The sequence below is a fragment of the Muricoccus radiodurans genome, assembly GCF_050154705.1.
GTDB classification, from domain to species: domain Bacteria; phylum Pseudomonadota; class Alphaproteobacteria; order Acetobacterales; family Acetobacteraceae; genus Roseomonas; species Roseomonas radiodurans.
The window spans coordinates 1,647,388-1,672,180 of record NZ_CP189561.1; the positions used below are offsets into that span (position 1 = coordinate 1,647,388).

General features: G+C 68.7%; 24 protein-coding genes. 10 read left to right on the forward strand and 14 right to left on the reverse strand.

All coding sequences use genetic code 11. From position 1 onward, the window contains the following. Positions 1-67: 67 nt before the first annotated feature. The 7 genes from ACP6CK_RS08225 to ACP6CK_RS08255 form a co-directional block, all read right to left on the reverse strand. Positions 68-2,761 (reverse strand): DUF927 domain-containing protein, encoded by a 2,694-nt coding sequence (locus tag ACP6CK_RS08225; RefSeq protein WP_426958395.1) that lies wholly within the window; start codon positions 2,759-2,761, stop codon positions 68-70. Next, positions 2,761-3,300, reverse strand: a complete 540-nt coding sequence (locus tag ACP6CK_RS08230) for a hypothetical protein (protein WP_426958396.1) — start codon at positions 3,298-3,300, stop codon at positions 2,761-2,763. The genes ACP6CK_RS08225 and ACP6CK_RS08230 overlap by 1 nt, the downstream gene beginning before the upstream one ends. Beyond that, positions 3,300-3,512, reverse strand: a complete 213-nt coding sequence (locus tag ACP6CK_RS08235) for a hypothetical protein (RefSeq protein WP_426958397.1) — start codon at positions 3,510-3,512, stop codon at positions 3,300-3,302. The genes ACP6CK_RS08230 and ACP6CK_RS08235 overlap by 1 nt, the downstream gene beginning before the upstream one ends. Before the next feature lie 154 nt (positions 3,513-3,666). Further along, positions 3,667-3,870 (reverse strand): helix-turn-helix transcriptional regulator, encoded by a 204-nt coding sequence (locus ACP6CK_RS08240; RefSeq protein WP_426958398.1) that lies wholly within the window; start codon positions 3,868-3,870, stop codon positions 3,667-3,669. A 98-nt stretch (positions 3,871-3,968) separates the two neighbouring features. After that, entirely contained in the window at positions 3,969-4,541 is a 573-nt protein-coding gene (locus ACP6CK_RS08245; RefSeq protein ID WP_426958399.1) for a hypothetical protein, read from the reverse strand. Between the two features lie 162 nt (positions 4,542-4,703). After that, entirely contained in the window at positions 4,704-4,937 is a 234-nt protein-coding gene (locus ACP6CK_RS08250; protein ID WP_426958400.1) for a hypothetical protein, read from the reverse strand. Positions 4,938-5,049: 112 nt separating this feature from the next. Next, positions 5,050-5,229, reverse strand: a complete 180-nt coding sequence (locus tag ACP6CK_RS08255) for a hypothetical protein (protein ID WP_426958401.1) — start codon at positions 5,227-5,229, stop codon at positions 5,050-5,052. 399 nt (positions 5,230-5,628) lie between these two features. Here ACP6CK_RS08255 and ACP6CK_RS08260 point away from each other — a divergent pair, with 399 nt between their 5' ends. From ACP6CK_RS08260 to ACP6CK_RS08285, 6 genes are all read left to right on the forward strand, one after another. Further along, positions 5,629-5,829: a helix-turn-helix domain-containing protein gene (locus ACP6CK_RS08260; protein WP_426958402.1), complete on the forward strand. Its 201-nt coding sequence runs from the start codon at positions 5,629-5,631 to the stop codon at positions 5,827-5,829. A gap of 995 nt (positions 5,830-6,824) precedes the next feature. Then, the gene (locus ACP6CK_RS08265; protein WP_426958403.1) at positions 6,825-7,289 is read left to right on the forward strand and encodes a hypothetical protein; all 465 of its coding nucleotides are present in this window, start codon (positions 6,825-6,827) and stop codon (positions 7,287-7,289) included. 266 nt (positions 7,290-7,555) lie between these two features. Next, positions 7,556-8,503 (forward strand): hypothetical protein, encoded by a 948-nt coding sequence (locus ACP6CK_RS08270; RefSeq protein WP_426958404.1) that lies wholly within the window; start codon positions 7,556-7,558, stop codon positions 8,501-8,503. A 425-nt stretch (positions 8,504-8,928) separates the two neighbouring features. After that, positions 8,929-9,336: a hypothetical protein gene (locus ACP6CK_RS08275; protein WP_426958405.1), complete on the forward strand. Its 408-nt coding sequence runs from the start codon at positions 8,929-8,931 to the stop codon at positions 9,334-9,336. Positions 9,337-10,269: 933 nt separating this feature from the next. Further along, positions 10,270-10,533: a hypothetical protein gene (locus tag ACP6CK_RS08280; RefSeq protein ID WP_426958406.1), complete on the forward strand. Its 264-nt coding sequence runs from the start codon at positions 10,270-10,272 to the stop codon at positions 10,531-10,533. A gap of 858 nt (positions 10,534-11,391) precedes the next feature. Continuing rightward, positions 11,392-11,604, forward strand: coding sequence for a hypothetical protein (locus ACP6CK_RS08285; RefSeq protein WP_426958407.1), 213 nt, complete (start codon positions 11,392-11,394; stop codon positions 11,602-11,604). Between the two features lie 327 nt (positions 11,605-11,931). Here the strand turns inward: ACP6CK_RS08285 and ACP6CK_RS08290 are convergent, their stop codons facing one another. Continuing rightward, the gene (locus ACP6CK_RS08290; protein WP_426958408.1) at positions 11,932-12,369 is read right to left on the reverse strand and encodes a helix-turn-helix domain-containing protein; all 438 of its coding nucleotides are present in this window, start codon (positions 12,367-12,369) and stop codon (positions 11,932-11,934) included. A gap of 408 nt (positions 12,370-12,777) precedes the next feature. Continuing rightward, positions 12,778-14,088, reverse strand: a complete 1,311-nt coding sequence (locus tag ACP6CK_RS08295) for a tyrosine-type recombinase/integrase (protein WP_426958409.1) — start codon at positions 14,086-14,088, stop codon at positions 12,778-12,780. Positions 14,089-14,568: 480 nt separating this feature from the next. On the opposite strand from ACP6CK_RS08295, the gene ACP6CK_RS08300 reads away from it, so the two are divergent. Then, positions 14,569-15,012: a hypothetical protein gene (locus tag ACP6CK_RS08300; RefSeq protein ID WP_426958410.1), complete on the forward strand. Its 444-nt coding sequence runs from the start codon at positions 14,569-14,571 to the stop codon at positions 15,010-15,012. A 731-nt stretch (positions 15,013-15,743) separates the two neighbouring features. Here ACP6CK_RS08300 and ACP6CK_RS08305 read toward each other — a convergent pair. Beyond that, positions 15,744-15,869 carry a hypothetical protein gene (locus tag ACP6CK_RS08305; RefSeq protein WP_426958411.1) on the reverse strand — a complete coding sequence of 42 codons (126 nt, stop codon included), beginning with the start codon at positions 15,867-15,869 and terminating at the stop codon, positions 15,744-15,746. 290 nt (positions 15,870-16,159) lie between these two features. On the opposite strand from ACP6CK_RS08305, the gene ACP6CK_RS08310 reads away from it, so the two are divergent. Beyond that, complete coding sequence (locus tag ACP6CK_RS08310) at positions 16,160-16,570, forward strand: hypothetical protein (protein ID WP_426958412.1); 411 nt, start codon at positions 16,160-16,162, stop codon at positions 16,568-16,570. A 150-nt stretch (positions 16,571-16,720) separates the two neighbouring features. Here the strand turns inward: ACP6CK_RS08310 and ACP6CK_RS08315 are convergent, their stop codons facing one another. The 3 genes from ACP6CK_RS08315 to ACP6CK_RS08325 form a co-directional block, all read right to left on the reverse strand. Next, complete coding sequence (locus tag ACP6CK_RS08315; RefSeq protein WP_426958413.1) at positions 16,721-17,056, reverse strand: hypothetical protein; 336 nt, start codon at positions 17,054-17,056, stop codon at positions 16,721-16,723. 3 nt (positions 17,057-17,059) lie between these two features. Next, positions 17,060-17,227: a hypothetical protein gene (locus tag ACP6CK_RS08320; protein WP_426958414.1), complete on the reverse strand. Its 168-nt coding sequence runs from the start codon at positions 17,225-17,227 to the stop codon at positions 17,060-17,062. A 516-nt stretch (positions 17,228-17,743) separates the two neighbouring features. After that, positions 17,744-18,439, reverse strand: coding sequence for a response regulator (locus ACP6CK_RS08325; protein WP_426958415.1), 696 nt, complete (start codon positions 18,437-18,439; stop codon positions 17,744-17,746). 80 nt (positions 18,440-18,519) lie between these two features. Between ACP6CK_RS08325 and ACP6CK_RS08330 the strand changes: the two genes are divergently transcribed. Continuing rightward, entirely contained in the window at positions 18,520-19,896 is a 1,377-nt protein-coding gene (locus ACP6CK_RS08330; RefSeq protein ID WP_426958416.1) for a sensor histidine kinase, read from the forward strand. Positions 19,897-20,113: 217 nt separating this feature from the next. Here ACP6CK_RS08330 and ACP6CK_RS08335 read toward each other — a convergent pair whose 3' ends face one another. Beyond that, a complete protein-coding gene (locus tag ACP6CK_RS08335) occupies positions 20,114-21,445 on the reverse strand; it encodes an efflux RND transporter periplasmic adaptor subunit (protein WP_426958417.1) in 1,332 nt (443 codons plus the stop codon). 190 nt (positions 21,446-21,635) lie between these two features. Between ACP6CK_RS08335 and ACP6CK_RS08340 the strand changes: the two genes are divergently transcribed. Beyond that, positions 21,636-24,779, forward strand: coding sequence for an efflux RND transporter permease subunit (locus ACP6CK_RS08340; RefSeq protein ID WP_426958418.1), 3,144 nt, complete (start codon positions 21,636-21,638; stop codon positions 24,777-24,779). Positions 24,780-24,793 lie beyond the last annotated feature (14 nt).

Consider the following 24,793-nt stretch of genomic DNA (forward strand, 5'->3'; position numbering starts at 1 on the left):
TGCGGGCCTTTCTGCTGTACCGACCTGCTCCTTGGAGGTCGGTACAGGTCGGTACACGGCGGGGGGCTCACTGCTCGTCTCCCGCTAGCAGGCCCGGCTTGACCACGAACAGGCGGGGCTTGCCCTCGCCGGGGATCCGCACCTGCTTGGCCAGGTTCTTCTCATCTCCCCGCAGCAGGTGACCTACGGCGTAGAGCTCCCGCGCCACCTGCTGAGCGTCCAGCCCGCGGCACACCTCATCGCGCCAGGCCTCGGGGAGGATCAGGTACTCCCATCCCTCGGGTGTCCGGCGACGCCAGCCCACGCGGTTGATCACCGGCCGCTGGCTGTCCTCCACCTCCTCCGGCTTCCGGTCCTCGTTGTGCACGAGCACCAGCGTGGAGAACCGGCTGGAGCCGTGCGCGCCGATGAAGGCGCGAACTGCCGACAGTGCGGTCCGGGCTTCCCCCGCGCCGTGACCGCCCCGGCAGGCAAGCCACGCTGCGAAACACGAGACGGCGGCTCGCTCGGCCTCACCGGCGGGCCAGGGCAGGATCCCCAGCTCCGTGGCGAGCTCGCCGGCCGCGACGATCAGGCCGAACCGCTGGGCGACCCGCTTGACCTGCCCGTCGGCATCGGCCGGGACGTGCGGTCCGCGGGTGAAGGCGGCGATGGTGTCCTGCAGGCCGCGCAGCAGCTCGGCAGGCTTGTCCGCCCGCATCTGCGCCAGGCGCTCCACGAAGGCGCGCGCGGCGTGCCCGTGGTGGGCGAGGGCAGCGGCCTTCACGGCGTTGGACAGGGCCTCGCTGTCGCGGTGGTCGTGCAGCACCTGCCACACACCGCGGGCGGCGCCGGCGTCAGCCGGGATGGTGACGCAGCGCACATCCTGCCCGGCGCGACTGCGCTGGCCCGTTTCGGCGATCTTGTCGGCCGGGGAGACCTCGCCCGTGGAGAGGAACAGCGTCCGCCAGGTGCGCGGGGCCCGGAGTGCGCCGGTCCGATCGGCCCGGCCACGCCCAGCGCCGCCCGCCAGCGTGTACATGGTTGTGCCCACGTCCTTGCCGTCGGCCAGGCCGATCTCGTCCAAGGCAAGGAGGGCATCGCTGCACTCGACGGCGGCGCCCTCCAGGGCGTTCGCGGTGCTGCGCCACGACCGGACCTGCTGGCCCATGCGGGGGCTGCCCCACACGCTGGCGGCGCCCTCCAGGCATGTGCTCTTGCCCGTGCTGCTGCCACCCAGGAGGTGGACGCCACCGCCCTCGACGCCGGTGATCTCCAGCAGAGGCGGCGCGAATGCTGCGGCGAGGTAGAGGGCGAGGCGGTGGTTGCCGACCGCGAGGGCCGCGACGTGCTTCTGCCAGCCCTTCAGCGTGCCGGATGCGGCGACGCGGGCCTCTGCGCCGGATCCGGCGCCGGTCAGGAGCACGGCCTCGGCGCCCTCCCCGAAGGCGGTGCCGTCGGCCATGACGTAGACCATCTGCCCGCCGGCCTTGTGCCAGCCCGTGCGGTCCGCGCTGGCGATGCGGACAGAGGTTCGGACGCCGGCGAGGGCGTCGGCCAGCTTCGTGCGGTAGGTCTGGCCGGTGCGGATGCGGAGGCCGCGGTCCTCGAGTTCACCGGCCAGCGCGCCGCCCTCGGCGTGCAGCAGGCGGCGGGGGAGGGCGTAACGCTGTTCCCGCCCGTCAGCGTCGCGGAAGGCCAGCAGCAGGGCCCGCCCGTGGCCGGCGGCGTCGCGCGCCTCGCCCAGCACCCGGAAGGAGGCGCAGAGGCGCATGGGCGTGCCGGCCACCTCCTCGCCCGTCTGCGGGTTGCGCTTCGGCTCGGGCGAGAAGATCAGCCCATCGTCGCGCATGGTGTAGCCGTAGGGCCAGGTGGCGCCGTCGGCGTCGGGCTCACGGTCCTGCGGCTGGCCGGCGCGCTCCCACGCTCGGTCGAGCTCCCGGCCACCCTGGGCAGATCCCTTCTCCGCCAGCCATGCCGCGGTGTCCGAGTTCTTCTCCAGTGCGGCGATGAAGTCGGCCTTGCTGCCGCCGGCGCGCTGCACGTCCGCGGCAATCTTGAAGGCGGCGGCACTTCGGCTGCCGTCACCGCCGCTCGCCTTCATGCCCAAGGCCGCATGGATCTTGCCGGCCGGCTTGTTCGCCGCCATCGCCGGCCCGGCTTCCTTGATCAGCCAGAGCAGATCCGAGAGCGGCACCTGGCGCAGCTCGGCCGGCGCGTCGGGGTGGCGCTGCTCGGTAACGGCGAAGAAGCGGCCGGAGATGTACAGCTCGATCCCGGGCGGGTGGTCCCCGCCGGTGCGGCACCACTTGCGGCCGGTCTCGGTGCCCATGGCCTTGCGGATCGCCGTCGCGTCCGCCGGGTCATAGAGGAAGAACAGCTTCACGCCGGTGCCGGACGGCGACACCTCGGCATAGGTGCCAAAGCGTTGCAGCGCCTCCTGCGCCCAGGCAGCGAGTTCTCCGGTCTGCGGATCACGGCAGGTGTCGAGGTCGATGCCGCCAGCGGCGAGGCCGCCGTGATCGCCGAGCTCGAGCCCGATGCCGCCATCCCCGAAGGGGCGCGGCAGCTTCGCGGCGCACGCCTCGGCAGCGGCGCGGGTGCCCCAAGTGGAGGGCTTGTCCGCCATCGCCTTGCCGCCGGTGGCCGGGTTGTAGGGCAGCTTCGTCGGCTTGCCCTTCGGCCCGCGGCTCTCGGTCTGCCAGCCTATCCAGCGCCGCGCATCGGCCAGGGCAGCAAGCGTGATGGGAGGTGACGCGCTCCCGGCATCGAGCGGCGCCATCAGCAGCGCGGTCCGTCAATGGGGTGGAAGCCGCCGACCACGCGGGCCGAGAGCACCAGCGTGGGGAGACGGCGGCCGGCCGCGTCGCGCCGCTCGCCTTCCGCGCGGATCAGCTCCAGCCAGGCGCTCTCCTGCGCCGTGCCGGTCTCGATCAGCAGCACCCGCCGGACCAGGCGCGCCGCCTCCACGACGGCCGTGTAGTGCTCGGCTCTCCCGCCCGTCGCGTGCAGCATGACGGAGGCGGCCCAGCCCAGCAGGCGGCGGGCCTGCGAGAAGGCCTCGGGCGGTGGGGTGGGGTGCCCGCCGCCTGGATCGCCGCTGATCTGCACGACGGTCGGCGGCTCGGTGTGTTCGAGAAAGCGCTGGGGGATACGGCCGCCCGAGAGGAGCGCCAGGACGCGCAGGTCACCGGCGAGAGCGGCGCGATACAGCGGCACAACGAAGGCGCCGGGCGTGCCTTCCAGACCCTGGATCAGAGCCGAGAGGTCATCGGGGCGGGTGATGGCCGCGAAGCGCGCGGCGGTGGCGACCTGGATCATCAGCGCCCGCCCTCCATCACGCGCCCGGTCAGGACGTGGCGGCTCCGGTCGGAGGAGTGCTGCACCATGGCGTCGATCGGCAGCACGTGCCGGCCGCAGATGCGGGCGGGCGTGTGCTCGGTCGGCCAGTCGGTCTCGATCCAGCGGCGGCGGAAGTGCCCGTTCATGTCCGGATCGGACTGGCGGGCGTAGTCGGCGGAAGATTTCGGCATCGGGTCTCTCCTGTGAGGAGCCCCGGCGGAAAGGACTTGGCGAAGCGGCGGAGGACGGCTACATGCGGGGTTGTCGGTAGTGCCCACGTAGTCCAGTAGCGTCGTAGTTCCGCAGCCCGTCATGGCCTTCCAGCCGTGGCGGGTTGCTTCGTTTCTAGGCGGCGTAGCGCGGCAGGCGACCGAGCCAAGCCCGAAGGCTGGCGTCAAGAACGAGTGTAGAGCGGCCGAACTTCACGGCCTCCAACTCGCCCTTCTTCAGTGCCTCATAGACAGTGCTGCGGCTCGCGCCAGTGATCTCCACCACGCGGTCAATCCGGTGGGTGAGCGGGGTATTCGCTCGCTCAGTGTCCGATCGCATCCTTAGGTGTCCCACAATGGTTGGGACACACCATCTGCAGCATAACAACGCACGATGTAATGACAGATGCTCGGGGCGAGGTTCTGTCACGACAGAACCTAGGGGTGAGGTTTTGTCAGTTTCTCCTCCAGCTTGCGTCCCGCGGCAATCCGGCGTGCCGCCGCGCGCTGATCCTTTGGACCGCTGCCCAGACCGCGGAACTTCCTGACGCGCTCGGTAGCCTCGGCGGCGGACTTGCCCTGCTCGCGCACCTCGCGGGCCATGCGCCAATCCTGCAAGCTCTCCCAGGTCGAGACCATGCGTCCGAAGGCGTTCCAACCGGCGCCGCTCAGCTGCATTGCGCGCGGCAGCAGCTCTCGCACGTCCTTTAGGCTCAACCCGCTCTTCCGTGTTATGTGTCGCTGGAAGTGCTGATCGCTGAGTTCTTGAATGTTTAGCGCGCAGCTCAGCAGATACTGCGCGCACCATCGGGGGATTGGGACCATCTCGCCATCCGCGACCTTTGTGCGATCGTAGGCATCCAGCGCCTCTCGCCCACCGAGGTGCAGCGAGAGCGCCTGCCAGACGGCGAGATTGTTCTCCGTAATGTTTGCTAGGCGGCGCAATTCGGCCAGCCGCTCGGCTTGATCTGTGGGAACACCTAATGCTCCCACCGGCCGTTCTTCGTCCACCAGCGCCTCCGCAGCGCATCCGCAAGGAAGGCGGCGGGGCGGCCGGGGCGGAGATCCCGGCACGGCGGTTTCGAACCCGCGCCCCGCCGAGGGTGAGTGTAGCGCCGTGCGAGGCGGGTGGAAGGGTGGGCACGATGCCCACCCCCTCGGATCTTCTCCGGGTCATCGGCGCACCTTGGGAGGTTCGCGGCTCTGCTCCTCGGCGTAGTTGCCGGCCGAGTTCACCTGTTCGATCAGCCGAGCAGTGACCCAGTCGATCGCGCTCCAGAGCGTGTCCGGCTCCTCCCGGATGTCGGCGGAGTACCGGCCGGCCGACGAAAGAAACTGGAGCGCGTGGAGCCCGCAGCCGATGTCGATAAGCCGATCGTCCAGCTCCTCCAGGGCGGGGCGGGTCATCGCGCCACCTCCCCGTCCGCTGTTCTTCTCGGCGGGCGGTTCGGCATCGGCGGGAAGGGCAGCCGCGGCGGCGTGACAGGCGGCTCATGGCCGGGCGCGAGGAAGGGGCGGCTCATGCCAACGCCCTCCCGCAGCGGGCCCGCACGCGATCTGCGGCGAGGGTCGCAGGCTGGGCGCTGGCCTCGTCCGGCTCCGGCTCGCCCTCGCTGTCCGGCTCGGCGTCCGCGTCCCCGTCGATTGCGTCTATCAGCGCCGTCGCCTGCTCGATCATGTCGAAGCTGCGCTGGATCATCGCCACCAGCCTCGCCCGCACCTCGGCGCGGGGGAGGTCGCCAAGCAGTCTTCTTCTGTCAGGGCTACTCGCGGTGGGGAGGGGTGCCCCGGAACTTCCCGGCGCCGGGAACTTTGCGCCCTCCGCGGCAGACATCTCTCTTCTGCCGTGCGCCCGAGATCCGGACGCACGTCTTCTTCTGGCGGCGCCCTTCGGCACCGGGTATCCATGATCAGCCATAGCCTGCTCTCCCAAGGAGCGGGTTGCGGTTAGGCCGGGCGAGGTGTTGGTAGCACCTTGCCCGGCCGAAGCTGGCAATGGTTGCCAACTTCGGTTATGGTTAGGTGCCTCCAGAGCCGAAGTCAAGAACCATTGCCGACATCGGATTTGACGCCTGAGCAGTGCCGCGGTGCACGAGCCATGCTGAACCTAAAGCGTGAGGATCTCGCGACGACGGCGCAGGTCGGGCACTCCACCCTCTTCGACTTTGAGAGCGGGCGCCGTCAGCCGCACCCACGCACCCTCGCCGCCATACGCATCGCCCTCGAAGCGGCCGGCGTCGAGTTCATCGCCGAGAACGGCGGGGGACCTGGTGTACGGCTCAGGAAGTCTGCTGCATGACATCCGCGCAGCCGGATGGCGGTGTAGCAGCCAATGCTTGCCACGCTCACGCCGGGCAGCGAAGCAGGATGAGAAACGCGTGGCTTAAGAGCGTTCCTTATTCGCAATACTTGGTCGGTGTCGGGCATTGTCTAGGGCCGGAAACGGCGATCTACCTTGAACTACAACAGTTTGTTGTGGACCATCTCGACGGAGTGGTGGGGTTCGTTATCTCCGAAGGCGCTTACAAGCCGAATGATCTGCACTTCTCCATTTCGATTGACTGCCCGTATCAGGAAGGCAAGCGTGGGAGCAGATTTCTAGCTCGCCTGCTCGAAATCGCCGATCGGACCGGCCGCCCTGTGACGCTTGCAGTGAGCGAGAAGAGGGAATTCGACCGTCTGCTCCGTTGGTATCGAAGCCTTGGATTTCGATGTTCGGGTGAGAGGATAGATGCAGGCCCCTTGATGATCCGGGAGCCGAAAAGGCCCACACTCGTTATCCCCCAATACAATTCCTGTGACGCCCTAGGTCGGGACCGGCATGATCTTCGTCGCCGAGAACGGGGAGGGCCCGGCGTCAGGTTGCGGAGGGGGCGCACGGCCGGATGACCCCTGACCAGTGCCGAACGGCGCGACAACTCCTGGGCTGGAGCCGGACCCGTCTTGCGGCAAATGCAGACGTGAAGAGTTGGGCGGTGGATCGCCTGGAAAGTGAGCGTGGCCCGATCCCGCCGGCGGACGAGAATGCTCTGCGCTCCACCCTTGAGGCTGCGGGTGTCGAGTTCACGTCAGACGCCAGCGGAGAGCTGGGCGTGAGACTGGCAGGCCCGGCTCAGAACGCGCCGGATCAGATCCAGGGCGGGGTCAACACGCCCGGCTCTAACCCGCCAATCGACGAGGATGGGACGTGAGCCGGAGCCCTGCCGCCATCCGCGCCGCCGTCCAGGCAGCCAGTTTCAAGTTTAGGACAGCGAACGGCGGCGGGGCCGGGGTGCGGGTCCGGGAGACCACCACATGACCCCCGAGCAGTGCCGCGAGGCGCGCGAACTCCTCGGCTGGACGGCGTTGCTGCTCGCGGAGAAGGCCGGCATGCACGACGTGACGGTCCGCAGCTTCGAACAGAAAAAGAAGCCAACCCTTCCCAAATCGATGACGGCTCTGCGAGCAACACTGGAAGCTGCTGGAGCGGAATTCGCCGCGGACGGCGCCGGCGTGCAGCTGGCGAACACTCATCGCGTGATCACACCAGAGCAATGTCGGGCTGCGCGCTCACTGCTTGGCTGGAACCGGCAACGGCTCGCCGTTCGGGCTGATCTGAGCACCAGCACTGTGATCGTATTCGAGGCCGGGAAGAGGCCGCTGCTGCGCGATGCCCGGACGGCTCTTCGGAAGGCGTTGGAAGCCGCTGGCGTCGAGCTCATTGCGGAGAATGGCGGGGGATCGGGGGTGAGGTTACGGAAGGATCTGCCCCCACCGTGACCCCTGCACTCGCAACTGCATTCGCTGCGCAGCTCCGCGCGAAGCTACGATTTCGCGAGGATGACGTTCCGAAAGCCATCGGACGCGTGCTGCAAGCGAATGCCGCAAACGGCGGCCTAGGAAGTGGCGCGACCCTTCGGCAGCTAGTTGACGTGTTCAGGGAACACGCGGAGGCGCTTGCGGGCTTGGCGTCTGAAGCCTTGCGGTTGGCGCGGCAGTCATGGTCTCCGCAATCTATTGTCTCGGCTGAGGATGACCTCCACCGCTTGATCAATGAACTCGTGTCGGAGACGCTCACTAAGGCCCGCGCCTCGTGTCGCGAGAACGTCGTCCGCTATGCACTGAGGCACGGCGGGAACGAGAAGCTCTTGGCCATCTTCGACGAGGATGTTGCGCGTGCCGACGAGGCGGCTCGTGAAATCACCGCAGCAGTAGTGACTGAGGTTGTGGAGGCGGCACGCGGCACGATTGCTGCGGTCCGCCCCGAGGATCGAGCGAGCTACTACATCCAGGCACCGATCCGGATCTTTAATGGCCCGGACGTGAGGCCTGCGCATCGAGCAGAGGCGGAGGCTGGAATGCCATCAGTGCAGGAAAACGCATTGCGTCTCCTAAGGGAGTTCTACGATCGGTCGGGCGGCGACACCGGCGAAGTTCTTGAAACTCGGGTAATCGTCGAGCAGATCGGTATGGATAAGGGACCAGCACGTGCAGCGCTTCTCTACCTCTTCGGCCGTGGGCTCGCCGAGGACACTCGTGAGGTGGCGGAGCTGCCAGCTGCAATCCTGACATCCGCAGGTGTCGATGCGATCGAAGGCGCCAGGGACAATCCGCAAAGAGCTACCCGCGACTTCCCGAACCTGAACATAAGCATAGTGGGATCGATGTACGGGAGCGCCCTCCAGCAGGGCTCGCATGGCTCCACACAGAATAGCACCCAGGTGTTGGCGCAGGGCCTGGATCTGCCACAACTCGCCAAAGAACTAGGCGAGTTGAAGGCGCTGCTCAGGACCGAAGCGACGACGTCAGATCAGTTCCGCGCCCTAGCCGAGGTCGCCGCTGCAGAGGACGGCGCAAAGGCAGGGGATGCAAAGTCGACGGCTGGCTCGCTCGGTAAGCTCGGCGGCGCAGCGAAGTGGGTGGCAGGTCTAGCGCAGAAGGCGGGCGCCAGCGTTGCGGCGAAAGCGATCCTTCACGCGGCTGGCTTAGAGTAGGCCCGGCGCGCTGGCGGGGGATGCCGACTTCGGGGAGGGTGGCCGGCGCGGAAGTGTCCGGGCCTCGGACACTTACCGGGCGCCCCCTCTCTTGAGTGGCAACCTCGCCGCGCTCTTGCGCTGCCTTAAGCTCGTGCCCGATCCGGGCCCCGGCAAGCCAGACCACCAGCTCGCACTGGTTCTCCGCCTCGACGGCGGCTGACAGGATCTTACAAATACTCTGGCTTCTAGTTCAGCGCGGAGGGCGGCGGGGGATCGGGGGCGGCTGAGGAAAGAGAGGGCCCCGGTGTAACGCAGAGGCCGCCGGCTTCAAGTCGCGCGGCCCTTGGTGCGTCTTGTATCGGCCCGCTGTCGCCGACCTTTCCTGCTGGCTCTACCGCCGCGACGAGCGCAGCATCCTCCGCGTCCGGCTTGGGAGCCGTCCCATGACCATGTCCTGTATCGCCTTCGTCCGTTCCGCGGCTTTCGCCGTCGTGATCTCTACGGTGGCGTCGTCAGGATGGTCGGTGCGACCGGCCATCGCGCAGCCGGCGGCTTCAGTGGGGGTTTACAGTCAGACGCTGCCCTACAACGAGGGGCTCGACCTTCAACGCTGCCGGGAGGCGGCTCTGGGCGCTATCGCCGAGAATGGGCTGACGGTTTCACCAGACCCCGGCAACTTCATCAGAGCCCGCAGACCTGGCCCGAGGATCGAGGTCTATGAAATCCGCTGCCAGCCGGAACTTCGGTGGGTCATTGTGCCCCATTCGGGTCGGCCACGGATTGACCCCGCCAACCTGGACAGGCTGGTAGCGAGCTTCGTCGCCCGTTACGGGGCCGGTCGGGACACCTGATGGCATCGTGCCAGCCCGTTGGGAGCCGTCCGGGAAGCTCCGACCGACCTGAGCAAGAATGGAAGTGCCGGGGGCAGTTGCTGCCTTGCCGGCCTACTCCCAAGCTTCGGCATCAACCTCCAAACGCGCCTCGGGCAAGTCTGGCAGACGGTAAAGGAACTCGAACTTCGAAGACTGCTTCGGCGGGCGCATCAGCTTGGCCGGCGCGCTCGTGTTCACCTCCGACATGATGAAGCCGCCCAATGCTAGGGCCACAGCGACCGCACAGATCAGAAGTAGGACGCGAATACCCACAGCGGCATAGTTTCCACGTTGCCCGGGCGTTCAATCCACAGGTTGAGTGAAATAGTAGTTGCTCAACCCAGCTTTGGCCAGCCTACGGTCGCATGGCCTCTCTAGTGGGTCAGGTAGACCAATGCTGCGGCGTACACGCTGATCAGCGCTGTGGTCTCAAGGGCCCATTGTACGACGAGGTTCATGACACGCCGTTTATGTGGTCTCGTTGTGGCCCTCAACTAACTCGCGGTTGCAATGTAAGGCTGTTGTACACGCTCTGAGTGGCTTCATCGCTGCAGGCCGAATTCGAGATCGGCTTGGCCGGACTTCATCCCCGAGCCGACCGGCCCACAGTCCATTCATCCCAAGGTAGATTTACGGACCGAGAGCCGCGTGTCCCATCCACGCCGCCGCAGCCGCCGAACCGTAGCAGGATCATGGACGATGAGCGCCTTCTATCGCTCGGCCATCCACGCAATCAGCAGGCTGATACCAGCCGCGAACAACCCGAGGCTCAATCCGACCGCCAGATGAATGAACAGGCCCCTCTTCACGGGTAGCAGGTAAGCACAAACCGGCAACGCTGTCCTGTGATCAGATTAAGGCGTCGCGAACGCCATGTACCCGGCAGTTGCCACAATCACGCCGAATAGGACCGTGGCTGCCCATACGAAGGAACGCATCGAAAGCCTCGCGCTTCTCAGCGAGCGCAGCGCAGCGCCCGAATTCGAGCCTGTTCTCAAACGGCTTGATAGCGCGTCGGTTCACGATCGAGCAGCTTCCTTCCTTCAATATGACGAGGAGACCCTTGCGGCACTCGTGGTCGCGAGGCTGGTCCTACTTGCCGTGGAGTACGGGAAACTGCTGGTCCGCCACATCGTCGGAGGGGCGTTGAATTCGGCGTCGCTAGCTAGACCGTGACCGTGTAGCTGGCTCTCGGGATCGGGAAGCTTCGGGAGTAGCGGCGCCGCTTCAAAACAGCTTAGCCTCAACCGGCTGCGGTGCTTGTCCGGGGGGACAGACGCCCGCAGCTCTGCCGCCGGCCGGGGTGGCTTCGTCCTTGCACCCCGGCCGGCGGCGCTTAATGCGCCCGGCTCGGTCGCCGGGCTGCTGGCGCTGGGGGTTAGAGGCTGCAGGGGTAACTCTCTGGCGGCACGCATTTGCGACGGTTAGTGTGGTTTGATGCCATCCAGTCCCATCCCGCTTCCTGAAGGGTTCAGTCCAGATCACTCACCCTTTGGCGCATACGCCACCTTATCCCTGGAGCAACTGGCGTCGATCTCTGCAGGACGCCCTCCAGACAGTGCCGCAGGTCGGGCAGTCGCAGCGGAGATCAAGCGCCGCGAGATGCTTGCCCTAGCGCAGTCCGCCGAAGCCTCGCGCGACGCAGCACGGGCAGCAGCCCGAACGATCCCATGGCTGAAGGCGACGGTAGCGGCTACGGCGATCGCGGCGCTGATCACTGCTGCGGCCACCGTGTGGGCGGCATATATTCAGAGGAACGCCACACCGTCAGCGCCTCCTGCTAGCTCGGCGCCGGCGGCCGCGCGATAGATGCTGCGAGCCGACAGCGGACAAGGCTTCGGCCCGTGAGAGAGTAGGGTGCAGCGCGGGAGGCCTCGGCCGTCTGACCGCGCGGCCCGAGATCAAGCCGGGATGGGCAGCGCGTGGCTGACCACGGCTCGCAGCACCGCTCGGCCGGAGCCCGCGAGCCGGCGAGGCGGACAAATTCTGCCGTATTCATCTCCACATGCTGGGCTGGAGGTGTGGAGAGGTCTGATGTCCTCTGCGGGAAGTGTGTGGAACGAAGGCTGGGCAGTGATCCGTGCTCCCGGGCACCCCTGGCACTTCGCCGGTTTCTACGCCACCCGTGACGAGGCTGATGACAAAGCACTCGAGATGGGGCCCGACTACCGGGTGCGGTTCGGCATGAACCGGCAGGGAAGCGACGCTTTCGTCTGGAGCAGCGTGAACAACACGTGCCGCGCCTGACGACCGCCGACTGGGTTGGGAGACGTCCCGATCCGGCCGGCGGTCTCTCGCGCGTGTGAACGTCCGGTCGCTTTTCAACCGCAGGTGGTAACCGCAAGCTACAACCGCGCGACGGACAGGGGACTACGTTCACGCGCGAGCGATACCCGACCTGTACAGGCCGCCCCGGGGGAGACCCTGGGGCGGCTCTGTGTTGCGGGCGTCCGGCAGCAGCTCTAGGGGGGGGGAAGTGGCTGCTGCCGGACGCCATCTCCGCGGCTCTTCAGGGGGAGTACGAGCCGCGGAGGTAGGAGGTGAGTGTGACGGTGCTGGCGCCTACCGCGTGCGTCAGTCGTCTGAGAGCCCGAGGCTCTTCGTCAGTTCCATGACCCGCTTCCGGATCGCTGGATCGGAAATGCGGTAGTAGGCGCGCACAAGCTCCAGCGTCTCGCGGCGGTGCAGAGCATCACTGTCCACACTGTCCTGCTGCTCTGCGGTTTCACGCGCACCTTCACGGTCGTCCGGCATGGCATCGAAGAAGAACCCGATCGGCACGTCCAGCACGCGGGCGAGGTCGAACAGGCGGCTTGCACCGATGCGGTTCACGCCGCGCTCGTACTTCTGCACCTGCTGGAAGGTGATGCCGAGCGCATCGCCGAGCCTCTCCTGCGTCCACCCGAGGAGCGTCCTCCGCAGCCGGACCCGGGTCCCGACATGCACGTCGATCGGGCTCGAGCGTGGCTCCCGCACGGAGCGATCGGTGGACACCACAGCGTTCTCCAGCATGGGTCTCAGCCCTCCAAGTTCAGCCGGCTTGAACGGCTCGCTCTCGCCACGGTTGTACGTTCTCCAGTTTTTAGACTGAAGTTTATTTTCGATAACCATTGTTAAGGATCGCGCCCTGTCTCCGTGAGCAGAGCCGACCCGAGACGTGACTGAGGCTTGCACCTGGATTGCAGATTGCCGCGGCGGCCCGGGGCTCCACCCTTCTGTTCCGACCTGTTCCGACCAGTTTTCGGCAGGTCGGAACAGCTTTCAGCCTCGATAGATGGGGGTGTACCGACCTGTACCGACCTAGAGGGCCGTAGGTCGGTACAGCAAAAAGCCCCTATTTCAGGGGCTCAAAGGGACGTGTACCGACCTGTACCGACCGTACCGACCGAAATTCACAATGTCCGGGCGCGAGGTGCCCTCTTACCCTCCTCTAACCCGCCTCAGCCGTGACACGTTGGCCGGCAGGGCAGGCGTGGCGCACCATCCCTCCCAGGCCTCCATCATGGTCCGCCGCCGGGCGAAGAGGTCGCTCCGGGCATAGGCCGCCTCGGTCTTGTCTCGGACAATGTGGGCCAGAGCGGCCTCGGCCAAATCCACCGGTTGCCCGGTCTCCCCGGCCCAGTCCCGGAAGGTGCTCCGGAAGCCGTGCACCGTCACGGCCTCGCCATAGGCGTCCTGCCACCTCAGCGGGTCGCCTTTCGGGCCCTCATTCATGCCCCGCAGCAGCATCGCCATGGCCATGTTGGAGAGGGGCTTCTTCGTCTTGCCCCCGGGGAAGATGAACGCCTCCTCTGACTGGCCCTCCTCGACGAGGGTCTGCAGCAGGGCGAGCGCCGCGGGCGTGAGCGGCTTCCGGTGCTCCTTCCCGGCCTTCATGCGCTCCTTCGGCACGGTCCAGGTGGCAGCGTCGAAATCCACCTCCCGCCACCGGGCCCCGACTACCTCTCCTGATCGGGCGGCAGTGAGAATGGCGAGCTCGAGGGCACGGGCGCCGAGCCCTTCCTTCTTCCGCAGCGCCTCCATGAAGGCGGGCACCTGCTGCCAGGGCAGGGCAGGGTGGTGGCGCTTCCCGCGGACGCCGCCAGGCGCACCGATCGTCAGGAGGGCGGAGAGCCCGTCCCGCATCGAAGCCGGGTTGTCCCCGCTCCGCAGGTCTGCCGCCTTCGCGTACCGGAAGATCCGGTCCATGCGCTGCGCCAAGCGCTGGGCAGTCTCGCGCTTCGTGTTCCAGATGGGCCGGAGGACGTCGGCCACCTCCAGGCGGGTGATCGCGGAGACCGGCCGGTCGCCGAGCAGGGGATAGGCATAGGTCGCGATCGTGCTGCGCCACTGCGCCCGGTGCTTGGGGTTGGCCAGCCCTTGGAGGTGCGTGTCCATGTATCGTTCGGCGACTGCGCGGAAGCTGTTGGCGTCGGCCTTGGCGCGGGACGCCGCCGTCGCCGCCTCCGCCTCATCCCGATCCGTGAGGGGATCACGTCCTGCTCGGAGCGTCGTCGCGGCCTCTCCAGCCTTCTGCCTCGCCTCCGCCAGGGTCACCCCAGGCTTCCGCTCCCCGTAGGCACCGAGCCCCATCTGCCGCTCGCCCCGCTTCCCATTGGCGGTTACGATCCCTGCCATGGAGTACCGGAAGATCCAGGCCTTCGTGCCGGAGGGGGAAACCTGAAGGTACAGCCCTCCCCCATCCGGATATCGGCCAGGCGCCTTCAGCGCCTCCACCGCCCGAGCCGACAACCTTCCTGTCCGCGCCATCGTCCGCCCAACCCCCGCCGCAGCGCAGGAGATCAACCCCCGCGCCAACCCCCGCAGCGTAGCTGGATTGTGGTGGACGTCCATGGACAGGGATGGACGGAGGGGCTTCTAACCTACCGCGAAACCTCAGGCTTTTCGGACGACCATGGACAGCCCTGGACGTGAGTTCGACGGACACCCCCTCCGCCAGACGCCTGCATCACGGCCGGTCCGCCCTTTCGGCAGGTGCGCCAATCCTCGGTTGGTCCGGCCCTCGCGCGAGTTGTGTGCCGACCGGCTTTTCGTCGAGGGTGATCGGCTTGAGGTGCGGTCCGACTTCCCGGAGCCGTTGACTAGGCCCGAGATACCTCTGATTCCGAGCACGGCGTATCCCGCTGGGGGAGCGGGTCCGCATTCCGCAAGGCATGTCTGGAGTTCTAGGGCACACTCGGCGCCACGCGGAGGGCAGAGGAGGAAACGAGCATGCGCCTTGCGGTCACGAGCGTGATGATGACCGCCCTCTGTGCGATCATGGCTGCAGGGGCCCATGGTCAGGCCGTGGATCCGGTCGCGCAGATCTATGCGCTGGTGCCGGCCCCGGCCCGTCCGTACGGCAATCCCATGGGCTATTGCGGGCGGCAGACGGCCGGGTGCGACGAGCGCCTCGCGGCCGAGGTGGGCCAGGCCATGGGGGAGAATGTCGCCTGCGGCGCACCGGACGCCCGTGTCGACCCGCTACAGACCCAGACGGCCGAGCTCGTACGGAGGCTCGCGATCCCGGAGGAGCGGAAGCGCGAGACGGCCGCGGCGATCCGCAGGGTCTCGGCGGAAGCCTTCCGCGACATGGAGGGTCGGCGCGCGCTCGACACTTGCGTGGAGGCGTTCCGGCGCCTCGTGCGGCTGGAGGCCCAGCTCGGCCTGCGCTGAGGACCGCGCGGCCCGGACGTTTTCACGCCCGTTTCACGCCCCGCTGACGGGGCTATACCGCCGGCCCGGTAAGCCGGCACCATGCTCACCCCACCCGCTTCCCACGACACGGTCCCTTGCAGCGCACCGAAGCTGGTGACGAGTGTCGAAGCCCTCGCTCACCTCGCGGCAAGCGCCGGCCAGGGGACGGCTGCCAGCATCCTTCGGGGCGTGCTGCTGGAACTCCGGTCCGCACAGCGCGCCGGGGCATAGTCCCGATCCAGGCCAGACTGCCGCCAGGGGCGACCGAAGCCGACCTCACCGTATGCTTCGTCGCACGGTCTCCAGGTGGCCGGCGGGGATGAACCAGGTGACGTGACCGCACGTCGGACAGGCCGCCCCGCGGGGAGGCTTGTCGCTTCCAATCCACGGTGCGGACGGGCCCAAGTGGTGACATAGGGGGTTGCCGGAAGAGACCTCGAGAAGCTCGTCTCCCTGACACGCCATTCAGAACTTCGGCGGCATCGGGGCTGCGCTGTCGGCCCTTGGCATCCCACCCTCCGCCGCCGCCACGTGCTCTTCGAAACCAGATGGACAGACCTGATCCACATTCGGATTGAGGAGCGGTGGCTCCTGGCCGTTGAATAGTGAAGCGGTCGGCAGTCTCTTCTGTCTGGGCAGCAGGGTTTCGTGATGGATGTTGCCGATGGGAGCATGACCGAAAGCCGATGACCCGTGATGGTCAAGGACCGCTATCGCTCCTGCTCGACCGCCCGGAGCAAGCGCTCCAGGAGCTCGTTAATCCGGCGCTGCTCCTCGACGAGGTGCATCAGGTGGTGGGCGGTCTCCGCCAGCTTCACCCGGTCACTCCGAGCCATGGAGATGTTCGGTTCGCTGGTCTTGGACGGCATAAGGTCCTCTCGCGCGACGGGCGGCGCGGAGGAGCACAGGAATTCAGGCCAAAACGCGGCCGGTCATAGGCGAGTCTCAGGCGATTTGTCTTCATTTACTTCGGTGATGCCGTACTGCTGAACTTGCTTTGATCTTGAACGAACCGGATACCGCGTCCCGATCGTGAATCTTAACAGTCTTCGTGACCCAATTCCGACATGGTTCTGCCGAAAACTTCGAGTTGATGCTCCGGGATTCGTCGCGGAAGGAACCGGGATTGGTGTTCGTGCTGCTTCACTCAAGACAAGTGGTTCGAGCCTGCGATGTGGCCGAGGTGGTTCTGACCGCGCAGAGACAGGCGGAAGGGAAGGTCGAGGCCAAGCCGGCAACGCGGTCCAGGTCGCTTCCGCCGACTGGTCCGGTGGTGGCGACGATCGACGCGAAGCTTCGGGTCGTGGACCGGATCCGCAAGGTCGCGGTTTACGGCGAGCGCATCGCGAGGCTGGACGACGTGCCGCTCGGCTTGGTCGAGGACGAACTGAAGATCCTGAACGATGCCCTCAACCTGGCTGATGACGGGAACGTCGAACGCGCGGAGGCAGGGCCGCAGGTCGACGGGGCTCGGCCGGTGACGGCCCAGACGGGCGGGGCCGACCGGATCAGCCTGGACGAAGCACCTCCGGTGTGAGGAGGCTGTCGCTCCGGAGAGTTGGAGTTGAGGCGGGCGGCAGGGGCTCCCAGCGACGTCGCCGCTCGGCCGGGTTCGGCGGGCCGCTCTCACCCCGGCGCGTGCTGGCTGTGTCCGGTCATGCAGCGCGCGGGGCCGGCAGCGGGCGGGTCACCAGACGAGCGACGGTGCCCTGACGGTGCGCGCCTGGAGCGCTTGTGTCAGCGCGAGCGGCAGCTCGAAGTGGCGCCCCTGTCGCTGGGCAGTCCTCATGGCCGGGCCCCAGAGCCAATCGCCCTCCTCATCGGAGTAGGCGGCGATGATGCGGCGCACGTCCTTCTCAGCGTTCGTCGGTGAGCCGCCGGCCGCGCGGTAGAGTTTCACGCAGACCTTCAGGCACTCCGCGAAGTCCGCGCCACGGCCGGCGAGTTCCCGCCAGACCGTCGCCAGCTGGCGCGCGCTCTCAGCGATCCGCCGGGCACGGGAGGGCGTCTGGGGCACGGCCATGGGTCAGCCCAGGAGTGCTCGCAGAGCGGCGTAGATCCCGTACCACAGGCCGAGCGAGATGCCGGACACGACCGGCAGGGCGATGATGAGCGGCAGTCGGTCCGCCTTTTCCTCACTCGGCGCGGCCTCCGCTGGCGGGGCCACGCGGAATGCTGGGGACGACACGCTCACGGGAAGCCCTCCCATCGACGCTAAGGAAGCGTTAACCTCTACCTCAGGTTGCATTTAAGAAGGAGAAACGCAACAGAATTGTGGTGGTGCGGCCCGGGAAGCTCCCTGATTGGGGCTGGAGGGGCGGTGGGCGGAGCCGACCAGGGCTCACGCAGGGCTGGTGTTCCAACCGGCTGGGGGTCAGGTCACGATCCACGTCGCAGGTGGCCGGCTGTCCCGCCATCACGGATCGCGTGTGGCGGTCACGATGCCACAGGCCGCCGGATGCCCTTGGCAGGAGGCCGGACGCCTCGCCCGCCACGAAGGATGGTCAGGCGGGGGGCGGCCTCCCTCCGGCTCCGCCCGAGGGACAGGGCTGGTCAGGCCGGCTTCGTCCGTGTCGCGAGACCGATGGGAGCGTGCCACCCTGTGGCAAACCCGGCGAGACGGGCCGGACACGGTCGGGCGCGGCGGCGCTGTGGTCCTCGCATCGAGACGAACGGCGACCGCCTCGCCGGGAGTTGGACGTCGATCGACTTACGCGGGGGCATCCTCGGCGGCGCCGGTGGCTTCGAGACGGTAGCCCAGGCCGCGCACGGTCTGGATCGTCACCCCGGCTGTCACGGCGGTGAGCCGGGCGCGGAGGCGGTGCACGTAGACCTCGACCGCGTTCGGCTGAACGGCGCGCTCCAGGCTGGAGAGCCGGGCCTCCAGCGTCTCCTTCGCCACGGGGCGAGGCGCGGCGCGCAGCAGCACCTCCAGCAGCGCGCGCTCGCGCGGCGGCGGGTCGAAGGGGACACCGTTCGCCGTCAGCGCGCGCGAGAAGGGATCGAGGGAGAGGGTTCCGAGGGAGAGCGGGGCGACGTCGCGGCCGCGGCCCCGGCGCTGCGACGCATTCAGTCGGGAGACGAGCTCGCTGAGGGCGACGGGCTTCACCACGTAGTCGTCGGCGCCGAGGTCCAGCCCCTCGCACACCTCCTTCACGTCGCCGCGCGCGGTCATCACGAGGACGGGGGGCGCGCCGGGGCGATGGCGCAGATGGCGGACGAGGTCGAGGCCGTCCCCGTCCGGCAGGCCGCGATCGAGCACGACGGCGTCGTAATCCCCGGTCTCGACGGCGGCTTCCGCATCGCCCAGCAGCCCGACGCGGTCGGAATCCCAGCCGGCGCGGCGCAGCCCCTCGGCCAGCAGGGCCGCGAGGCGCTCGTTGTCCTCGACCAGCAGGAGCCGCATCCCATTCCCTCGTCCGGAAGGGGCGAAGGTGGGCACGTGCCGGGTGCCGTGCCAAGGGCTGCCGGGTGTAGGCTTCGGTCATGGCCGACGATCGCGAGCGACCCCGCAGCCTGCTGTCCCAGCTTGCCCTGGCGCACGCCGTGGTCGCGGTCATGGCGCTCATCGTCGGCGGCGTCGTGCTGCATCAGACACTCAACCGGGTGGTGTGGGTCGAGCATCAGCGCGGCATCCTGGCCGCGGGGTCAGAGCTGACCGAGCGGCTCACGCGCGAGGGGATCGCGGGGTTGTCCCGTCCCTTCACGCCGGAGAATGCGCGGCGCTTCAACACCGCGACGGGATCGATGCTCTATGCGGTTGTGGATGCGGGCGGACGGGCGATCTCCGTGTCCCCCGGCGCCGACCGTGCCCTGCCGGTGCAGGGGCCGGACGGCGCGATCCCGGATTCCTTCCAGGAGGGGCAGGACGGGGGACAGCTCTGGGGCATCACGCGCCGGATCGCCACGCCGGATGGTCCGCTCTTTGTCCAGATCGCGCAGGACATGGAGCGGGCCTACATCGTGCTGGACGACGTGCCGCGTTCGGCACTGGGGCCCGTGCTGGCCGTGCTGGCGGTCGGCGCGCTGCTGCTGTTCCTGGCGAATGTCGGGCTGCTGCTGCTGATGTTGCGCCCGGTGCGCCGCGCGGCGCGGCAGGCGGAGGCGGTGGGGCATGGCGACCGGGCGCGGCTGGAGGTCGGCACCGTGCCGGTGGAGCTGCTTCCCCTGATCGAGGCGGTGAACGGCGCGCTGGACCGGCTGGACGAGGCGCTGGAGTGGCAGCGCGGCTTCTCCGCCGAGGTGGCGCATGAGTTGCGGACGCCGCTGGCGATGATCCTGGCGGAGCTGGACCTGCTGGAGGGCGACGCCGTGCGCGACCGCCTGCGCCAGGACGTGCAGGAGCTGGCGCAGATGGTGACCGACCTGCTGGAGGCCGCAGAGGCGGCGCGCGACCAGCCCGTGACCGGTGGCCGCTTCGATCTGGCGGAGTTGGTGGGCGAGACGGCAAGGCGCTTCATGCCGATCGCGGAGCGCGAGGGACGGACGGTGCGGGCCCCCTCCCCCGGCCCGGCCATCTGGGTGCGGGGGGAGCGGGAGGCGATCGGCCGGGCGCTGCGGAACTTGGTGGAGAACGCGCTGAACCACACGCCGGATGGCACGGCGGTGGAATTGCGGCTGGCGCCCGGTCCGCTCGGCGCGGTCGTGGAGGTGGCGGACCAGGGCCGCGGCGTGCCGGAGCCGGAGCGCCGGACAGTGTTCCGGCGCCACTGGCGGGCCGGCGACAGCCGGCGCCGCGGCCTGGGGCTGGGCCTGTCCATCGTGGAGCGGATCGTTCGCGCCCATGGCGGCACGGTAGAGGTACGCGACAACCCCGGCGGCGGCGCGGTCTTTGCGCTGCGGCTACCGGCGGCGGCGCCGTGATCGGGTTGGGTGCACCGGTTACCTGGGGGAGGCTTTGCCTCCCCAAACCCCTCCACCGGCGGGTGAACGCACCCCCCGGCCCCCGCGGCTTTCAGTCACGCCCTTGGCAGGGGCGTTGACTGAACTGAACGCGGTCCAGGGGCGCGTTCGCCCCTGGCGGATGGGGTCTGGGGAAGGCAGAGCCTTTCCCAGGGCCACCCTTGGAACCCAGCCTGGATCAATCCTGCGCCGCGCGGTCGATGAAGAGGGCGCCGCCGGTGACGATGCGGGCGCCGGGGGCCAGACCGTCGGTCACCTGCACCGCATCGCCCAGGCGCAGGCCGGTGTGGACGGTGCGGAGGATGAAGCGGTTGTCGTCCAGCGCCTCCCAGAGGGAGACGGCGCTGCCGCGGTGGATCAGGGCGCCGGCGGGGACGGCGACGGCGCTGCTCGCCTCGCCGACCGCGATGCGGAAGGAGGCGAACATCTCGGGCTTCAGGCGGTGCTCCGGGTCCTGCACGGCGGCGCGGACCGTCAGGCGGCGGGAGTTGGCGTCAAGGGCGTTGGCGATGTTCTCGATGCGGGCGGGGAAGCGCTCGCCGGGCAGGGCGGCGACGGTGACCTCCACCTGCTGGCCCATCTGCACGAGCGGGGCGTCCAGCTCCCGCACGCCGGCGACGAGCCACATCTCCGACAGGTCGGCGATCGTGTAGATCGGGTCGGAGCCGCCGGCGTTCAGCCACTGGCCCGGGCCGACGCGGCGCTGCACCACCGTGCCGGCGATCGGTGCGGCGACGGCGACCACGGCGTTCACGCGGCGGGTCTGCTCGATCTGCGCGATGGCGGCGGCGTCGCGGCCGAGGACGCGCAGGCGGTCGCGGGCGGCGGCGAGCGTGGTCTCCGCGGTGCGCTGGTCGGACAGCGCGTTGGCGAGGTCGGCCTGCGCCTGTTCGAGGTCGCGGCGGGCGGCGGCGCGGGCGGCGAAGAGGTCGCGCTGGCGCTGCTCGTTGCGGCGGGTCAGGTCGACCTGGGTGCGCGCCTTGCCGGTGTTGTCCAGCGCGGTGAGCAGGTCGTTCGCGGCGCCGGTGAGGTCGGTGGTCTCGATCTCGAAGAGCACGTCGCCGGCGCGGACCTGCTGGCCCGGCTGGGCGACGGCGCGGACGACGCGGCCGGTGTAGGGGGCGAAGACGGGGGTGGCGCGCTCCTCGTTGAAGGAGATGCGGCCCTCCGCCTGGCGCTCCGGGCGGAAGTCGCGGGTCGTCGCGTTCTCGACGCGCAGCAGTCGCGCCTCGGTGGGGGAGAGGCGGAAGGAGCCGTCCGGGAGGCGGCCGGAGGCGGGGGCGGCCTCGGCTGGGGCGACGACAAGGGCGGGGGCGTGGTGGCCGAACTGCTGCCAGCCGGCGAAGCCCGCGGCGGCCACGACGGCGCAGGCGCCGAGCAGCAGCTTGCGGCGGCGGGAGGTCGGAGCGGGAGCGGCGGCCGGAGCCGGGGCGGCCGTGGGGGCCGCCGGCGTCGGGGTCATCGTCTCGGCGGTTTCGGCCAGGATCTGCGGCGGGGTGATCATGTTCATGGTCGAACCTCGTCCTGTGCGGCGGCGGCGCGCGGAGGCCCGCCCGTGCTGTCGGCCGGCTTATAGGCAGGGCGACCTTACAGCCGGCTTACGCTCACAATTCCGCTATCGAACGACGCGCGTCCGGGGCAAACGCCCGTCCCCGGTGCGGCGTCCCCGCCGCCCGCGGAAGGTCCGGAGGGGAAGTCCCGTGCGCCACCTCGTCGTCCAGGCCCTGGAGCGCCGCCCGCTGGTGCTGCTGCTGCTGAGTGTCTTCCTGATCGTCGGCGTGCTCGGCTTCCGCAGCCTGAACATCGAGGCCTATCCCGACCCGGTGCCGCCGACGGTGGTCGTGATCACGCAGAACCCCGGCCAGAACGCCGAGGAAATCGAGCGCACCATCACCATCCCGATCGAGGTGGCGATGTCCGGCCTGCCGAACCTGACGACGGTGCGCTCCACCAGCCTGTTCGGGCTGAGCGACGTGCGCGTGCAGTTCAACTTCAACTACACCTACGAGGAGGCGGTGCAGCAGGTGCTGAACCGCCTGGGGCAGCTCGGTTCCCTGCCCAACGGCGCGCAGCCCGGCATCTCTCCCGCGTCGCCGATCGGGGAGATCATGCGCTACCGGCTGGTCGGCCCGCCCGGCTATCCGCTGGAGGACCTGAAGACCCTGCAGGAATGGGTGCTGGACCGGCGCTTCAAGCGGGTGCCGGGGGTGATCGACGTCACCTCCTTCGGCGGCATCTCCAAGACCTATTCGGTGCAGGTCGATCTCGGGCGGCTCTCGGCCTACGGGCTCGCGCTGCCGGCGGTGGTGGAGGCGATCCGGGCGGGGTCGGTCAACGTCGGCGCGGGCACGATCAGCCTCGGGCCGCAGTCGGTGGTCGTGCAGGGGATCGGGCTGATCCGCGACCTGGATGACATCCGCCACGTCGTGCTGGGCAGCCGGGACGGGCAGCCGGTTCTCGTCTCCGACGTGGCGACGGTGGGGATGGGCAACCTGCCCCGGCTGGGCGTGGCGGGGCACGAGAACGAGGACGACGTGGTGCTCGGCACGGTGCTGATGCGCCGGGGCGAGCGGACGCTGCCCACCATCCACGGCGTGCAGGAGGAGGTGGCGCGGATCAACGCGGGGGGCGTGCTGCCGCCGGGCGTGCGGATCGTGCCGCTCTATGACCGGGAGGACCTGGTCAGCACGACCACGGTGAAGGTGGTGCACAACATCCTGGAGGGCGTGCTGCTGATCCTGGTGATCCAGTGGCTGTTCCTGGGCGACCTGCGCGGCGCGGCGGTCATCGCGGCGACCATTCCCTTCGCCTTCTTCTTCGCGGTGCTGATGATGCTGGCGCGGGGGGAGAGCGCGAATCTTCTCTCGCTCGGCGCGCTGGACTTCGGGCTGCTGGTGGATGCGACGGTGATCATGGTGGAGAACATCTTTCGTCACCTGCACCTGGCGCGGCATCACCCCGGGCCGGATGGGAAGCCTCGGCCGGTGCCGATGACGGTGCTGAAGGCGGCGAGCGAGGTAGACAACGCCATCCTCTTCTCGATCCTGATCATCATCGCGGCCTTCATCCCGCTGTTCGCCATGGGCGGGATCGAGGGGCGCATCTTCGGCCCGATGGCAAAGACCTATGCCTACGCCATCGGCGGGGCGCTGCTGGCCACCTTCACCATCACCCCGGCCCTGGCGGCGACCTTCTTCAAGCCGGAGACGGAGGAGAAGGACACCTTCGCGGTGAAGGGCATCCGCTGGGCTTATGTGCGGCTCTTCGGCGGTGGGATGCGGCACCGCCTGGTCACCATGCTGCTGGCCGGCGCCATGCTGGCGGGCAGCGGCGCCGCGCTGTCTCGCCTGGGCGCCGAGTTCCTGCCGACGCTGGAGGAGGGGTCGATCTGGCTGCGCGCGACGATGCCGAGCACGATCTCCCTGGAGGAGGGCAACCCGGTCGCGAATCGCATCCGCCGCGCGCTGATGGAGTTCCCGGAGGTGATCACCGTCACCTCCCAGCAGGGGCGGCCGGATGACGGCACGGACAGCGCGGGCTTCTTCAACGCGGAGTATTTTGTCCCGCTGGTCCCGCAGGAGCGCTGGACGACGGGTCACACGCGGGACGAGCTGGTGGCTGCGGTGAGCCGGCGCCTGGAGCGGGACTTCCCGGGCGTGGAGTTCTCCTTCTCCCAGACGATCTCGGACAACGTCCAGGAGGCGGCGTCCGGCGTGAAGGGCGCCAATGCGGTGAAGGTGATCGGTCCGGACCCGGCCGTGGCGTCCCGCATCGCGGAGCAGATCCGGCGGGAGATGTCCCAGGTGCAGGGGATCGCCGATCTCGGCGTGCTGCTCTCGGTGGGGCAGCAGACGCTGTCGGTCACGGTGGACCGGGCGCGGGCGGCGCGGCTGGGGCTGACGGTGACGGACGTGAACGCCGCCATCTCCGCCGCCGTGGGCGGGCAGGAGGCGGGGTCCGTGTTCGAGGCCGGCGGCGACCGCAACTTCCCGATCGTCGTGCGGCTGGCGGCGGAGTACCGCAACAGCATGGAGGCGATCGGGCGCGTGCCCGTGGGCACGGCGGGGAATGCGGTGTTGCGGGACGTGGCGAAGATCGAGCTGATCTCCGGCCCGTCCTACATCTATCGCGAGAACTCGTCCCGCTACGTGCCCGTCCGCTTCTCCGTGCGGGAGCGCGACCCGGCGAGCGCGGTGGTGGAATCGCAGGAGCGGGTGGCGCGCAACGTGCCGCTTCCGGCCGGATACCGGCTGGAATGGGTGGGTGAGTTCAAGAACCTGCAGGAGGCGGTGGCGCGGCTGATGGTGGTGGTGCCGATCGCCTTGGCCATCATCGCGGTGCTTCTCTACATCTCCTTCGGGCGGCTGCGGGAGACGCTAATGGTCTTCGCGCTGCTGCCGCTCTCCATCTCCGGCGGCGTGCTGGCGCTGTCGCTCGCGGGGCTGAACTTCTCGGTTCCCGCGGCGATCGGCTTCCTCGCGCTGCTCGGGATCACGGTGATGGAGGCGATCATCTTCCTCTCCTACTTCAACCAGCTCCGGGAGCAGGAGGGGATGGCCTGGACGCCCGCGCTCACGCGGGCGGGGCTCGATCGGCTGCGGCCGGTGATGATGACCTGCTTCGCCTCCTTCTGCGGGCTGCTGCCGATGGCGCTGGCGTCCGGCATCGGCGCGGACGTGACGAAGCCGCTGGCCATCGTGGTGGTGGGCGGGATCGGGCTGGTGCCGCTCTTCATCCTCGTCGTCCTGCCGGCGGCGGTGGACCTGCTCGGCCGTCGCCGGGCGGAGCGGGACGAGAGGGCCGAGCTTGCGCTGGCCGCGCCCGCCGGATCGGCCGCCGAATAGACCTACGCGGGAGA

Excerpts from the sequence above, each read along its gene's own strand:
- ACP6CK_RS08225 (WP_426958395.1), bottom strand. The coding sequence starts at position 2,761 with ATGGCGCCGCTCGATGCCGGGAGCGCGTCACCTCCCATCACGCTTGCT.
- ACP6CK_RS08230 (WP_426958396.1), bottom strand. The coding sequence starts at position 3,300 with ATGATCCAGGTCGCCACCGCCGCGCGCTTCGCGGCCATCACCCGCCCC.
- ACP6CK_RS08235 (WP_426958397.1), bottom strand. The coding sequence starts at position 3,512 with ATGCCGAAATCTTCCGCCGACTACGCCCGCCAGTCCGATCCGGACATG.
- ACP6CK_RS08240 (WP_426958398.1), bottom strand. The coding sequence starts at position 3,870 with ATGCGATCGGACACTGAGCGAGCGAATACCCCGCTCACCCACCGGATT.
- ACP6CK_RS08250 (WP_426958400.1), bottom strand. The coding sequence starts at position 4,937 with ATGACCCGCCCCGCCCTGGAGGAGCTGGACGATCGGCTTATCGACATC.
- ACP6CK_RS08255 (WP_426958401.1), bottom strand. The coding sequence starts at position 5,229 with ATGATCCAGCGCAGCTTCGACATGATCGAGCAGGCGACGGCGCTGATA.
- ACP6CK_RS08260 (WP_426958402.1), top strand. The coding sequence starts at position 5,629 with ATGCTGAACCTAAAGCGTGAGGATCTCGCGACGACGGCGCAGGTCGGG.
- ACP6CK_RS08265 (WP_426958403.1), top strand. The coding sequence starts at position 6,825 with ATGACCCCCGAGCAGTGCCGCGAGGCGCGCGAACTCCTCGGCTGGACG.
- ACP6CK_RS08275 (WP_426958405.1), top strand. The coding sequence starts at position 8,929 with ATGACCATGTCCTGTATCGCCTTCGTCCGTTCCGCGGCTTTCGCCGTC.
- ACP6CK_RS08285 (WP_426958407.1), top strand. The coding sequence starts at position 11,392 with ATGTCCTCTGCGGGAAGTGTGTGGAACGAAGGCTGGGCAGTGATCCGT.
- ACP6CK_RS08290 (WP_426958408.1), bottom strand. The coding sequence starts at position 12,369 with ATGCTGGAGAACGCTGTGGTGTCCACCGATCGCTCCGTGCGGGAGCCA.
- ACP6CK_RS08300 (WP_426958410.1), top strand. The coding sequence starts at position 14,569 with ATGCGCCTTGCGGTCACGAGCGTGATGATGACCGCCCTCTGTGCGATC.
- ACP6CK_RS08305 (WP_426958411.1), bottom strand. The coding sequence starts at position 15,869 with ATGGCTCGGAGTGACCGGGTGAAGCTGGCGGAGACCGCCCACCACCTG.
- ACP6CK_RS08315 (WP_426958413.1), bottom strand. The coding sequence starts at position 17,056 with ATGGCCGTGCCCCAGACGCCCTCCCGTGCCCGGCGGATCGCTGAGAGC.
- ACP6CK_RS08325 (WP_426958415.1), bottom strand. The coding sequence starts at position 18,439 with ATGCGGCTCCTGCTGGTCGAGGACAACGAGCGCCTCGCGGCCCTGCTG.
- ACP6CK_RS08330 (WP_426958416.1), top strand. The coding sequence starts at position 18,520 with ATGGCCGACGATCGCGAGCGACCCCGCAGCCTGCTGTCCCAGCTTGCC.
- ACP6CK_RS08335 (WP_426958417.1), bottom strand. The coding sequence starts at position 21,445 with ATGAACATGATCACCCCGCCGCAGATCCTGGCCGAAACCGCCGAGACG.